This is a genomic window from Crocosphaera sp. (assembly GCF_030064895.1).
Classification (GTDB): Bacteria; Cyanobacteriota; Cyanobacteriia; order Cyanobacteriales; family Microcystaceae; genus Crocosphaera.
The window spans coordinates 1-13,285 of the sequence record NZ_JASJEB010000138.1; the positions used below are offsets into that span (position 1 = coordinate 1).

A 13,285-nucleotide genomic window follows, 5' to 3' on the forward strand; every position below is an offset into this window, starting at 1 on the left:
CTTACAACTATTAACCCAATCTTTTCTCTCTCGAAGTGCATAGTTATAAACTTTTCTGCACGTTTCAAGATACATCTCAATTAATTGGACTTGAGACTTTTTAGGCTTGAGCTTAAAATCGTAGGTCATCGTTATCATCTTATTATCATAACACACTTAGTAATCATAATAACGTTTATTAAGAAATATTCACGGGCAATAAATTACCAGTGTTGCGCTACATCTCCCACTTGAAAAATGGGAGCTTTGCGCTGCCCGTGTTAGTTGGTAAGGTTTGTGGTCCCACCATTAAATAAACCGCCACCAGTTCCATATAAATAGGTTATCAATGGATAATGGATAAATAAATTACGTTAATTATCATAAATCTTTAATCTTTCAAGCTTATCCAAGTAGTATGGTTTCAGTTCCTAAAAATCCTTCTAATTCTTCTGATTCACCACTCCGCAGCATTCATACTACTAACTTGCCCCAAATTCTGAAAAAGTTAGGCTCTTCTCTCATTGTTTCCACCTACCAAGTAGGCAAATTAATTCTTATTCGTGCTGATGGTGACGTGATTAATACCCATTTCCGTCTCTATGAAAAACCCATGGGTATTGCCGCTAGTCCAGAAAAAATAGCAGTGGGGACAGGGAATCAAATTTGGCAATTTCAGAATATTCCTGCCCTTAGTAAAAAATTGAATCCCCCTAATAAACATGATGCTTGTTATGTACCACGGAATATCCACATAACCGGAGACATTGATATTCATGAAATGAACTGGGGTGATGACGAACTCTGGTTTATTAATACTGGTTTCTCTTGTTTATGTACTCTGGATCAACAGAATAGTTTTGTTGCGCGCTGGAAACCAACTTTTATTAGTGCTTTAGCAGCAGAAGATCGTTGTCACCTCAATGGTTTGGCTATGGTTGATGGTAAACCAAAATACGTTACAGCTTTGGGAATGACAGATATGGCAGGGGGTTGGCGAAAAAACAAGGCTAATGGGGGTATTTTGCTGGATATTGAAACAGGAGAAACCATTATTACCCATTTATCTATGCCTCATTCTCCCCGTTGGTACCGCGATCGCCTCTGGATTCTGGAATCTGGTCAAGGTAGTTTAGCAAAGGTTGATCTCGAATCTGGAAAGTTAGAAACCCTTGTCCAATTACCAGGATTTACACGAGGATTGGATTTTTGCGGCCCTTTAGCATTTATTGGTCTATCACAAGTACGAGAGACTGCGGTATTTAGCGGTATTCCTCTCACACAAAGGTTAGATGAACGTATTTGTGGGGTCTGGGTGGTAAATATTGAAACTGCTCAAACTATTGCTTTTTTGAGGTTTGAAGCTGCGGTACAAGAGATATTTGCGGTACAAGTCCTGCGAGGGGTTCGTTTTCCTGAAATTCTCGATATTGGCAATGATTTAATCAATAATTCCTATACTTTACCGTAAATATTCACGTAGGGGTCAACTGCCGTTGACCCCTACAAACTTAACATCTATCCCTTTGGTTTGAACCTAAACTATATCGATATCGAAGGCAGGAATAAAGTCGAAAGATAACTGAATATTATTGAGTTGAGCAAACTGTGTTCCTAAGAAAGATAAGGCACCCGTTCCAAAATCAAAATTAAATTGATTGGTAGAAGTTGCGCCAAAACCAGACCCAGAAATCTCGATTTTGTCTCCTTCTCGCCATTCAAAGTCTTCAATAATATCAATTCCTTCCAAGAGAGAATTAAAGACAAAGACATCAGCACCTAGACCGCCGGTTAAGGTATCATTACCAAGACCACCTTCAAGAATATTGCCTTGACTATCTCCCGTTAAGCTATCACCAGCATCGGTTCCTGTAACATTGACGAAGTTTTCTACGGTAAAGTTAACGTTACCTAAGCCAGGAATACCATTAACGGTCAGACTGTTGGTGGATAAGTCAACATCAAAAGAGGTTGGACCGTTTCCGGTGGAACCATCAATTTTATTTGCTTGGCCAATGGCACCTTTAATGATTTCCACACCTTGAAGTTGGTCGGTTCCGGCGAACCCTTTATTAACCACACCTTGAGATTCCAAGGTAATAGCGGTTCCTAAACCAGTATAGTCAGCGGTATCCGTACCAATACCCCCATCCAGGGTATCGTTACCTGTGCTACCAATGAGAACATCATTGTCTTGTTCCCCACGCAGGGTATCATTCCCAGAACCACCGTTCATGGTGTCATTACCAAACCATCCCAACAACAAGTCATTGCCACTGTCACCATTAATGATGTCATTGTCATTCCATCCATCGAGGGTATCATTACCACTGCCACCGTTGATAGTATCATTCCCATCATCGCCAAAGATGAAATCATTACCAGCATCACCTCTGAGGACATTACCTTGACTATTACCTCTGATGTTATCGCCAGCATCGGTTCCTGTAACATTAACAAAGTTTTCCACGGTAAAGTTAACGTTACCTAAACCAGGAATACCATTAACGGTCAGACTATTAAGGGATAAGTCTACATTAAAAGAGGTTGGGCCCGTTCCGGTAGAACCATCAATGGTATTTGCTTGGCCAATGGCACCTTTAATGATTTCGATATTTTCAATTTGATCGGTTCCAGCAGACCCTTTATTAACCACACCTTGAGATTCCAAGGTAATAGCGGTTCCTAAACCACTATAGTCGGCGGTATCGGTTCCAGTACCCCCATCGAGTGTATCGTTACCTGTGCTGCCAATCAGAACATCATTATCTTGTTCACCAAGCAAAGTATCATTGCCAGAACCCCCATTCATGGTGTCATTCCCGGTAAATCCTAGAATGAAATCATTGCCACTGCCACCGTTGATAGTATCATTGCCATTCCATCCATCAAGGGTGTCATTACCACTGCCACCGTTGATAGTATCATCCCCATCATCGGCAAAAATGAAATCATCGAAGACAGTTCCTAAAAGGTTATCGTTCAACAGTGTCCCGAAAATGTTAGCCATAATTTAATCTAGATTTACAGTTTTGAATTTTTAAAGTTAAGTAGTCAGAAATATTTAAAGTTAACGATTAAGGAAGGGAACAAAGAACAGGAAACAGGCAAAAAGTAAGGGTTTGAGGGTGGTTAATGTTTTATTAACATAGTGCTACTTACTTGTGTCCGACTACTTAAGTGTTTTCACTGATTAACCCTTAAGTATTTACACTAGATCCTTTAAATAAGTTTAAGTTATGTTTCTTGATTTTGTCAAGAAATGTAACGACAAATTCCTTCTGATTCTATAGGGTAAATTCAATATGAATAGCTACTTAAGCCATTTATTTGCTTATAAAGCCAAATAATCAGGGCAATGATTGGCCTAATTATTTGTAAAGAATTATTAGTAAAAGCTTAATTATAAGGCAATCTATGGTAAGGATAGGAAAATATATATTATTTCTGTTACCCGTTCCCTAATAGCAGTTAGAGAAGGCAGAGAGTAGGAAGGTTTTCCAGTTTTAAGCTATGCAAATGAAAACTGCTGTAAAACCGAAATAATAAAAAAATGACCAGAAACCGATCAAATTAACTGGTCACTGGTCACTATTAACTGTTAACTTTTTTTAGCTAAACTAATTATCCCATACCCATAATTTCGTAACCGGCATCGACATAAAGAACTTGACCAGTAATACCACTAGCTAAGTCACTGGACAAAAAAGCGGCCGTATTACCCACTTCTAACTGTGTTACGGTGCGTCTTAAAGGGGCAACCTCTTCCACATGGCGAATCATATCTAAAATACCACCCACCGCAGAAGAAGCTAAAGTACGAATAGGCCCGGCGGAAATGGCATTAACCCGAATCTTATTAGGGCCGAGTTCAGAAGCTAAATAGCGTACACTCATTTCCAGGCCAGCTTTAGCTATTCCCATTAAATTGTAATTAGGAATCACTTTCACCCCTCCAAGGTAGGTTAAAGTAACAATACTGCCGCCATCTGTCATTAAAGGTTTAGCGTATTTAGCCATATTTCCTAGAGAAAAGGTACTAATTTCTAGGGACTGACTGAAAGCTTCCCGAGAAACACCACTAAAATCACCTCCTAACCCTGCTTTATCCGCAAAAGCCAGACAGTGGATCAAAATATCGAGTTTTCCCCAAGTGTCTGCAACAGCCTTAAACGTTTCTTCCACCTGCGCTTCATTTTGGACGTTACAAGGCACAATAAGAGAGGGATTGATAGGTTCAACCACATCACGAACTTTCTTCTCAAAACGCCCTTTTTCATCTGGTAAATAGGTAACAGCTAGATTGGCTCCTGCTGCGTGGAGTTGTTGAGCAATTCCCCAAGCAATAGAGCGATTATTAGCAATTCCTGTAACTAGCGCGTTCTTTCCAGTTAAATCTAACATAATTATTTTGACAAATGGGCAAAGTTTCTGCCGAATCAACCTCCATTGTTTCATAATGGTGGCTTTATGAAAGAAAATTGGATTAAATAACGCGCTGATACTAGGCTTGAGTTTGACAAAATATCCTATTAATCAGGGTTTTTCGGTAAACGCTTGATGTAATCTCGAATGATTTCAGCAACAGATAAATCTTTGCTTTTAGCGTATCGGTTAATTTTTTCATACTCATCTTGATTTACACGAACTACTATCCGTTTTTCTCTTGTCATTGTGTGCCTTTATGTGTTAACTTGATTATATCAAGAGTGGCGGTAATACGCACCTGATAGCACCATGAAAACGACAAAGACTATGGGGTTCAATTCAGAAGTTCTAGTTAACCCGTGAAACGGTAAAAGTCTTTAGGGAGCTAGATGAGTACAGAATTGTTCAGTACAAAAAGGCGGTGGGTCTTATCGTTTCTGCCTGCGGAGGGTTAAGTGGTTGCACTCCCTGCGAAACAGGAAGCCCTATCCGCGAGGTTGGGAAGCCCTCGGTATAGCGTCAGCTTACCTAAGGGAGAACGTCACTAACAATATTGTGAAGCAAAATGTAGCAAAAACCTTTGAAGATACGTTAAAGTGTTGTTTTTATCTGGGACTAGAAATTATCCTTATTATTGTCGGTCCCTTTATTTTTTCGGTGTTGTATTAAAGTGTGATGGAATTGTCTGTACCACAAGATAAACCTTTAGCTGCCGTCTTCCAACGTATTAGTGGCGGTGCGTATCCCCCTGTTGTTGAAGCTTTTGATCGAGGGAAAACCATTTTTTTTCCTGGTGATCCCGCAGAAAGAGTCTATTTCTTACTCAAAGGAGCGGTTAAACTCTCTCGGGTTTACGAAGCAGGGGAAGAAATTACTGTAGCGTTGTTGAGAGAAAATAGTGTCTTTGGGGTGCTGTCTCTCATTACGGGACAACGCTCGGATCGCTTTTACCACGCGGTGGCCTTTACCCCTGTGGAGTTATTGTCGTCTCCCATTGAACAAGTTGAACAAGCTCTCAAAAGTCACCCTGATTTGTCTATTTTAATGCTCCAGGGTCTATCCTCAAGGATTTTGCAAACAGAAATGATGATCGAAACCCTTGCTCACCGAGATATGGGATCGCGTTTGGTCAGTTTTTTGTTAATTTTATGTCGAGACTTTGGGGTACCTACTGCAGAAGGGATTCGCATTGATTTAAAATTATCCCATCAGGCCATCGCTGAGGCCATTGGTTCAACCCGTGTGACAGTGACTCGTCTTCTGGGAGATTTACGCCAAGAAGAGATGATTTCTATTCACAAGAAAAAAATCACTGTTCATAACCCGGTTGCCCTCTCTCAGCAATTTGCCTAACCTTGTTGTTAACTTGAAAAGCGAATGACCAGTGCTTATATCCTCATTCTATCGATTCTCATTTTAGGGGGCTTAATCGCAGCATTGGGCGATCGCTTGGGCAGCAAGGTGGGAAAGGCAAGATTAACCATCGGTAATCTACGCCCTAAACAAACTGCGGTGGTGGTAACTGTTTTTACAGGAACTTTAATCGCGGCTTTGACTTTTGGGATTTTGCTCGCTTTTAGTAAATCCCTGAGAGAAGGGTTGTTTCAACTAGATGAAATTCAGAAACAATTACGCATTGCTAAGGCTGATTTGGAACAGTTAAGTACTGATAAAGAAGAGGTTGAAAAGAAACTACAACAGACACAAGAAGAACAAGAAACCGTTGAACAAAAGTTACAAACCACTAATAATAATTTTAATCAAGCTAAGGAACAACTTAAATCGGTTTCTGGTCAAGCGGTTCAATTAAAAGCCGATATTGAAACCCTACTTAACGAAAGAAAGGAACTGAGACAAGACAAAATAGAATTGGATCAAGAAGTTAATCAACTTAAACAGGAAGTTAGTAGAAGGGATGAAGAATTAACTAAAGGGAAAGCTCAAATTGCTGAACAAACTCGTGTTTTAAATGAACGACAAAAACGCCTTCAAAGTTTAGAAAAACAACAAAGTACCCTACAAGCAGAAATTAATCGCAGAGATGCTGAAATTACTAAACTTGATCAAGCTATTGATGCAAAAGATCAGGCTCTTAGAGAAAGAGAAGTTCGTTTAAAACAATTGGAAAGAGAATCTAGTTATTTACAAAGACAAGTGGCAGTTTTAGAACAGTATTATCAAACTTATCAGGAGTTGAGAGAAAGACAAATTGCTATTGTTAGAGGTCAAGTTTTATCTATTGGTGCAGTGCGTTTAGTGGAACCAAAAGCGGGGACTGATGTGGTGGATGAACTACTAAGACAGGCCAATAGAGCGGCCATAGAATTAGTGGGAAAAGAGAATATTAAAGCGGATGAAAGAGTTGTTAAAATTACTCAAGGACAGGTTCAACAATTAGTTAAAAAGTTACAAGACGGACAAGAATATGTTGTGAGAATTATTGCTGCTGGTAATTATGTGGAAGGAGAAAAAGAAGTGAGAGTTTTTGCTGATATTGCTCTCAATCAGAAAATTTTTAGTCAGGGAGAAACTATTGCTATTATTTCGATGGACTCTTTAGAATTGACCGATGAAATTATCCAAGAAAGGTTAGATTTACTGCTTTCTGCTACTCAATTCCGCGCTCGTCGTTCTGGAGTTTTGGGGGGAATTCAAGTGGGAGATGGTAGACTGAAAACTATTGTGGATTTCATAGAAAAAATTAAGCAATCTGAGGATGGATTAGATGAATTAAAAGCTATTGCTGTGGAAGATAGCAAAACTATTGGACCACTCAAATTAAAGTTATTAGGGATTCGAGACGGAGACATTATTGTAGAAACATATGGAGAATTATGAATCAAGAAAACTTATCTAAAATATTAGGATTTGATCCAGGAAGGGATAAATGTGGTGTGGCTATTACTGATAATAAGGGAAACATTTATTATCATCAAGTTGTTGAGTCTTCTCAAGCTATTTTAACCCTCAATACCTTGATTGAACAGTTTTCTATTAACTTGTTAGTCATGGGGAATCAAACCACCTCTAAACAGTGGAAACAACGGTTAGAAAAAGAGTTATTATTGTCTGTTCCCATTGAACTTATAGACGAAAGAAATAGTACCCTAGAAGCGCGCGATCGCTATTGGGAAATGTACCCCCCTCAAGGTTTAATGCGTCTGCTTCCCCAAGGAATGCGCAATCCTCCTCGTCCTATCGATGATATTGTTGCTATTTTATTAATTGAACGATATTTTAATAGACTGTAAAATTATTACTGATTAAATTGGTAGATTGAACACCTTTAAGAATAGCCAACTCCTGATTATTAAACATCACAGAAGTATCATCACCCACATCAGTTAAAGTCAAAGAACCAAAGGTTAAACCATCCTCTAACCCAATCAAATCAACTCCTAGCTCAAAATCAGTAATAGTGTCAGGATTAGTTACAGTAGAGTGTGTTAGGGTATTGTAAACAAAGATATCTGCACCATTGCCTCCAGTTAATATATCTCCACCGAGTCCCCCTGTGATAATATCATTGCCATCTCCTCCATTGAGTACATCATCGTTACTTCCTCCGGTTAAGTTGTCGTTTCCGTTTCCTCCATCCATGACAACAGTGTAGTTACCAGAGTGGGTAAAGGTGTCCTCTCCGTCGTTACCTATAACCATTTCTAGGTTAGCGTTTCCTAAGTCGAGGGTGACAGCATCAATAGTGGTAACGATCGCAATATCTGTACCGTCTCCTCCATCAATAAAGGTATCTTCTGCATCGATATATAGTAAGTCATCTCCTGTGTTACCTTCTAAGCGATCGCTTCCTTCATCTCCTACTAACCAGTCGTTTCCGTCACTTCCTAATAAGGTGTCATCTCCTGCTTCTCCTGAGAGGAAGATATCATCATTTGCTGTGGTATAGAGATAGTCGTTACCAGTGTTTCCTATGGCAACTTGTAGGTTATTATCTGCGAGGTTGAGGGTTAACCCTGTTTCGTCTTCATGGATAAACAGGGATACTGCTGTGTCATCTTCGGCTAATATTTCTATTCCTGTGTCGGTTTGGTTAACTTTGAAACCTGTTTGGGTGACGAGGAAAGCGACATCAGATATTTGGCCACTTGTTCCGTCGTTACGATTGAATATTGAACTTTGACGGATAACGTTACCCGTCAAAATTATGTCTTCAGTGATCCCATTAAGGTTAATACTGGTGATACCGTGATCGTTTAAGGTTTTCAGTTCGTCGGGTTGACTGATACCATCTTGGTTAATATCTTGCCAGACGAGTATTTGATTAAATTGGGTATCTGTTGCGGAAATAATACCGTTTTGGTTACTGTCTAGGGTTGCTAATGCGTCTAAACCAGAGTTAGGGGAACCATCGTTAAAGTATTCGGAGAAGACTTCAGTAATATTATTAATCGTTCCATCTTGATTTAAGTCTAGGGTTAGAATAGCGTCTTCGGGTGATACCCATGCGGTGTTTTCAGCATAACCATCAGCATCAAAGTCAAACCGAATTAAGGAATTATCAAGATTAATGAGGTTGATTCCATTATCATCTAAATCAATGATAAGAGGATCTATTTGTTCTGTAACCCAATTGATAGGTTTAAGGGTTAACTTAAATAAAATATCAACTAAACCAGTTGTTCCTTCTAAATCAAAATCAAAAAGTTCTTCAAACGTCCCAGGTATTCCAACTCCTCCTATTGCGGATAAAACTTTATTAGAAATTCCAAAAACTGATTTATTCCAACTTTCAACATCAATTTTTTCTTTCTTAAAAACTCCCTGAAGAGTGTCAGTTATATCATGTATAGCAGTTCTTGTTCTCCATTTATCACTAAAAGTTGCTTGTATGTTTAAGTTAAAGCCACTATCAGTTACAATTCCTGTAATTCCTAAACCTGGTAAATATTCTGATAATTTTTCAGTTGTTTGACCTGTTAAAAAGTGTAAATAAGCTATTCCAGTTTTATGAGCAGAGAAATCTTTATAAGTATCTCCATATTTTTGTTTAATAGCTTTAACAGTTATATCTTCTTCTCCTAACTTTTCTAAAGTCAAATTTTCTACTTTAACAAGTTGTGTAGCTGTTACTTTAGGATTGAATATAAAATTCTTCAAAAAGGTTTGTTGAAATTCTTCTTTAGATGAAAAATCAGACGGTATTTCTCCATCATAATTTTTAATTCTCTCTATAACTTTAGACAAATATTCTTCTACTTCTTCAGCACTTAACAATGATAAATTTTTGTCATTTTCTATTTTATCAAGGGCTAATTTCTCGATAATGTCTTTATCAATAGATTCAAGAGAAATACTTGGAGGTTTAGGTGGCTCATATTTAATATAATTAATTGCACCGTTAGCTATTTGTTGAATTCCTTGTAACCATCCTTCTAAACTTCCATCATCTGTTATTGTTTCAATTCCTGCTGCTAAGTTAACTGATAATTCAACAGAACGAAGAATCTCTGTCATTTCTTCTAAAAATGGATTATCCTCAATAAACTCTAAATTTTTTCCTAGTGTTACAACAGCATTTAAAAAGCTAGAAGTAGCAGCTAACCATTCATCTTCTTCTGCTAATTGCACACCACTATTAATACTTAAAGCTGCTTGAGATAAATAATTATATTCTGGTAATCCTATAGGTAAAGCTGCATTAATTATATTGAGAAATCCAGTTAAACCGTCTCCTGCATCAAAAGATTGATAACCATTATAAGCACTTGAGGCAACATTTTGAACATCTAAAAAGTCATCAACACCACCTATTTTAAGACTCGTAGGGAATTTAACCTCACTTACATGAGCAAAACCTAATGCGGCTATTCCTGCATTAAAAATAGCCGCACTCCAATCACCATTATAAGCAGCTTGAACTGCACTAACTCCAGCACTAATTGAACTTAATGTTACACTAAGTCCGGTGCGAACTAACTCCCCTGCTCCTAAAGATGCTCCTGCTGTTATTACTGCTGCTGCTACACTTAAAACTAAGGTAACTGTCCCTAATAATTCGTTAACAAATGCTTTCTTTCTGGCTTTTCTTTCTTGTATTCTTCCATCAATAATCTGATTTAAAATGTCTTTAGATTGCTTGGCTAATTCACTGGATAAATCAACCGCACCTTCTGCATAACCAATCTCATATAAAACTTGTAAGTATTCTTGGTTAATCTCATCAGTTTCTTCTCCTAGTTCCTGACTTATAATAATCTCGTCGTAGAGGGCTTTGGTTGCTCCTTGTAGGTCTGTTTGAGACTGTTCTAATATACCTAATAATTGGGCTTCTTCTGCGTCGAATTTGGTAATTTCTGTTTGTAATTCATTAGCTTCGCTTATTAAGGCGTTGGCACTATTTAAGAGATTTTCTTGTATAGTTTCGGCTTCTTTTCCTTGTAATGCGTCGTGTATATCGGCAGTGGTTTCTGCCAGAATGGTTTGAATATTGGGGGGTAATTCTGGTTGATTTTGAATTGTTTCTAATTCACTCAAAATACCTGCTAGTTGCCCTTTATATTCGGCTTGTTGAATAATATAGCAATAGACAGGCTAGTTAGGACACATAAATTATATTTTAAGGGAACAGGGAACAGGGAACAGGGAACAGAAAAATGTCCTAATAGCTTTGGCGACTGCTATATCTTCTATTGGTTGCAGTCCTAAGTCTGTTCTTAGGTCGTTTAATGCTTGTTGTAGTGCGTCTTCGGCTTGTAATTGGTTTAATTGTTCCAGTTTTGCCGTAGCAATGGCACGATCTCTGGTAATATCTGCTTGTTGCTTCTCAAATTTGGAGGTAATAGTCTCATCAATGCCTAATTGTCGTTGTGTTGCGAACTCTTGTTCTAAGGTAGCTTGGGCTAAATTTAATTGTTCTACTTGCAGCAGTTGGACTAGGGTTTGTTCTGTCCAGTTTCTCAGATATTCGAGGGCATCTATTCTTAGTTCGGCAATATTTAACTGTTGCTGTAAGCTTTCTATGTCTTCTTGAGTATTATTAATACTGCTTTGAATATCATTAAATTCTGTTTGGGCGATCGCTTGTTGTTGTTGGATGAGATCGATTTGATCTTCGGCAGCTTCTTTAACTATGGCAAATCGATCGGCCTGTTGTTGCGCTTGTTCCTGTAATGCCCGATATTTGAGCATTTCGTTGTAATAATAGTCTGCTTTGACCGCATCATCTGGTCTAGCAATACCTCCGGCGCAACCTCCTCCTGTATCAGTCATTAAGTCCCGATAGTCACGGTAGTATATTTCGGCAGCAGTGGCGAAGTTGTTCTGTTGCGCAACAGTTAAAAGGTAGGCAGCTTCAATACTTCCAGCTTCGGTTGCTTCTATCAAACGGGTTTGTAGTTGAGTTTCCAGGGTGTTGAGTTCTAACTGTTTTTCTGTGGCAAGAAGGGTATAGTTTTCTTTGAGTTCGGTAGTCTCAAGAAGTTGTTGCAGGGTTGACTGTTTGGCTTGTATTTCGTTTAAATATTGGTCGTTCTGCACCTCTAGAAATGCTTGTAAGTCTTCCATAGAGGCAGTTAAAGCGATGCTAGTGGCTTCAGCTTGTTGGGCCAGTTCTTGGACTTCGGCCAGGGCGTTTTGTGCGTCTAAGAGTTGTTCTTCGAGGTTGCTATAGTCGCTGTCGGGACTGTCTATGGTGGATAGCAATAGTTGATGTTCGGTTTCAACTACGGTTTTTTGTGCTTCTAAAAGAGTTATTTTTTGAGTCAGGGCGGTTTGTTGCGCGGTTAGGATGATCTGTTTTTGGTTTAAGAGATCGATTGATTGTTGTAGTTGAATGGTTTTAGTTTCAGTTTCGGGGGTGACGGGTTGAGAGGCGATCTCATCTAGTTCGGTTTGCAGTTCTAACTGTAGCGCAACAGTTTCTGAGAGTTCGGTATCGAGGGAAAGGGTTTGCTGTTCAACCCAGGCGCGAGTATTGGCTATTTGTTGCAGCAGGTTTTGAGTATTGGTGTCTAGGGTGGCTTTCTTTTCTAGGACATCATTGAGGGCAGTTTGATAGGTTTGACTACTGTTGTCATATTCAACTTGTTGTATACCAGTGTTGGTTTTGGCTTCATCTGCTGCCAGTTCAGCGATCGCTAGTTGTTCTTGGAGGGTGGGGAGTAACTCAGAAAAGGTTTCTAGTTGTGCCTCTTGTTCAGGAAGGAGTTGCCGTTGCGCTTCTAATAGTTCTAGTTCAGCGATAAATTGATCTAGGGTCAGTTCGGCTTCATCAGCAGCTTGGTTAGCTTCTTGCCATTGGGTGATCAGTTGGTCGGTAAGGTTTTGTTGTTGGCTATCTTCGATAACTTCTTGGTCTAGGTTGGCAGAGTATTTTCTCAGGTTGGTTGCTTGTTTGGTGTAAGCATCCCAGATGATCCAATGGTGATCCACATGGGTAATAGCTATCCATTTTCTTTTACTACCAAAGAATCCTCTTTTTTTATAACTACGTGATTCCGTCCAAGTGGGGCCAGCTTTTCGGCTTAAGTCCCAGTGTATTTCTGCTTGTTCTTCGTACCAGTCTGCTTGAGATAAGGCTGCGGTTGCATTGGCTTGTTTTTGAGCAATTTGAGCTTTTAGGGTTTCTAGTTCTTGTTGGGAGTTGGTGAGTTCGTCGCTTATTTGTTGTTGCAGGTTGTAAAGGGTGGTTGCGTCAGATAAGGCGGGGTAATATTTATTGCGGAGATTTTCGAGGTCTTTTGTCGCTAAATAAGTAGCAAGATTCCTTTTCCCACCATCATTCCAAACCACTACATAATCTTGTTTTCCATCCCCATTTATATCAGCAAACCCTCCTAAATCTTTTCCCGTTGTATCAGAAAGAAAACTGCCATGAGAACTCGTATTAATATATTCAGAAAATGAACCATCAGCTTGA

At 39.0% G+C, this 13,285-nt stretch carries 10 protein-coding genes; 4 read left to right on the forward strand and 6 right to left on the reverse strand.

Going from position 1 to position 13,285, the window contains the following annotated elements; genetic code table 11:
- The coding region (locus QNJ66_RS24220; protein ID WP_300511224.1) for a helix-turn-helix domain-containing protein at positions 1-129 on the reverse strand (129 nt) is incomplete at its 3' end.
- Between the two features lie 268 nt (positions 130-397).
- Here QNJ66_RS24220 and QNJ66_RS24225 point away from each other — a divergent pair.
- Positions 398-1,450, forward strand: a complete 1,053-nt coding sequence (locus QNJ66_RS24225) for a TIGR03032 family protein (RefSeq protein ID WP_300511214.1) — start codon at positions 398-400, stop codon at positions 1,448-1,450.
- A gap of 66 nt (positions 1,451-1,516) precedes the next feature.
- Here the strand turns inward: QNJ66_RS24225 and QNJ66_RS24230 are convergent, their stop codons facing one another.
- From QNJ66_RS24230 to QNJ66_RS24240, 3 genes are all read right to left on the reverse strand, one after another.
- Positions 1,517-2,989: a calcium-binding protein gene (locus tag QNJ66_RS24230; protein ID WP_300511215.1), complete on the reverse strand. Its 1,473-nt coding sequence runs from the start codon at positions 2,987-2,989 to the stop codon at positions 1,517-1,519.
- 614 nt (positions 2,990-3,603) lie between these two features.
- Positions 3,604-4,383: an enoyl-ACP reductase FabI gene (fabI, locus tag QNJ66_RS24235; RefSeq protein WP_300511216.1), complete on the reverse strand. Its 780-nt coding sequence runs from the start codon at positions 4,381-4,383 to the stop codon at positions 3,604-3,606.
- Positions 4,384-4,511: 128 nt separating this feature from the next.
- Positions 4,512-4,652 (reverse strand): ribbon-helix-helix protein, CopG family, encoded by a 141-nt coding sequence (locus QNJ66_RS24240; protein WP_300511217.1) that lies wholly within the window; start codon positions 4,650-4,652, stop codon positions 4,512-4,514.
- Between the two features lie 430 nt (positions 4,653-5,082).
- On the opposite strand from QNJ66_RS24240, the gene ntcA reads away from it, so the two are divergent.
- From ntcA to QNJ66_RS24255, 3 genes are read left to right on the forward strand one after another with little or no spacing between them, the layout of a single operon-like run.
- Positions 5,083-5,760, forward strand: coding sequence for a global nitrogen regulator NtcA (gene ntcA / locus QNJ66_RS24245; RefSeq protein ID WP_300511218.1), 678 nt, complete (start codon positions 5,083-5,085; stop codon positions 5,758-5,760).
- Between the two features lie 24 nt (positions 5,761-5,784).
- Entirely contained in the window at positions 5,785-7,245 is a 1,461-nt protein-coding gene (locus QNJ66_RS24250) for a DUF3084 domain-containing protein (protein WP_300511219.1), read from the forward strand.
- Positions 7,242-7,658, forward strand: a complete 417-nt coding sequence (locus QNJ66_RS24255) for a pre-16S rRNA-processing nuclease YqgF (RefSeq protein WP_300511220.1) — start codon at positions 7,242-7,244, stop codon at positions 7,656-7,658. Before QNJ66_RS24250 ends, QNJ66_RS24255 begins: the two co-directional genes overlap by 4 nt.
- On the opposite strand, the gene QNJ66_RS24260 is transcribed toward QNJ66_RS24255, so the two are convergent.
- Both QNJ66_RS24260 and QNJ66_RS24265 read right to left on the reverse strand, forming a co-directional pair.
- Positions 7,645-10,902, reverse strand: a complete 3,258-nt coding sequence (locus QNJ66_RS24260; protein ID WP_300511221.1) for a hypothetical protein — start codon at positions 10,900-10,902, stop codon at positions 7,645-7,647. The genes QNJ66_RS24255 and QNJ66_RS24260 overlap by 14 nt on opposite strands.
- 75 nt (positions 10,903-10,977) lie before the next feature.
- Positions 10,978-13,285, reverse strand: a 2,308-nt coding sequence (locus tag QNJ66_RS24265) for a hypothetical protein (RefSeq protein ID WP_300511222.1), incomplete at its 5' end; no start/stop codon positions are given.

Coding starts and splice junctions, on each gene's coding strand:
- ntcA (WP_300511218.1), top strand. CDS start 5,083: ATGGAATTGTCTGTACCACAAGATAAACCTTTAGCTGCCGTCTTCCAA.
- QNJ66_RS24225 (WP_300511214.1), top strand. CDS start 398: ATGGTTTCAGTTCCTAAAAATCCTTCTAATTCTTCTGATTCACCACTC.
- fabI (WP_300511216.1), bottom strand. CDS start 4,383: ATGTTAGATTTAACTGGAAAGAACGCGCTAGTTACAGGAATTGCTAAT.
- QNJ66_RS24240 (WP_300511217.1), bottom strand. CDS start 4,652: ATGACAAGAGAAAAACGGATAGTAGTTCGTGTAAATCAAGATGAGTAT.
- QNJ66_RS24250 (WP_300511219.1), top strand. CDS start 5,785: ATGACCAGTGCTTATATCCTCATTCTATCGATTCTCATTTTAGGGGGC.
- QNJ66_RS24230 (WP_300511215.1), bottom strand. CDS start 2,989: ATGGCTAACATTTTCGGGACACTGTTGAACGATAACCTTTTAGGAACT.
- QNJ66_RS24255 (WP_300511220.1), top strand. CDS start 7,242: ATGAATCAAGAAAACTTATCTAAAATATTAGGATTTGATCCAGGAAGG.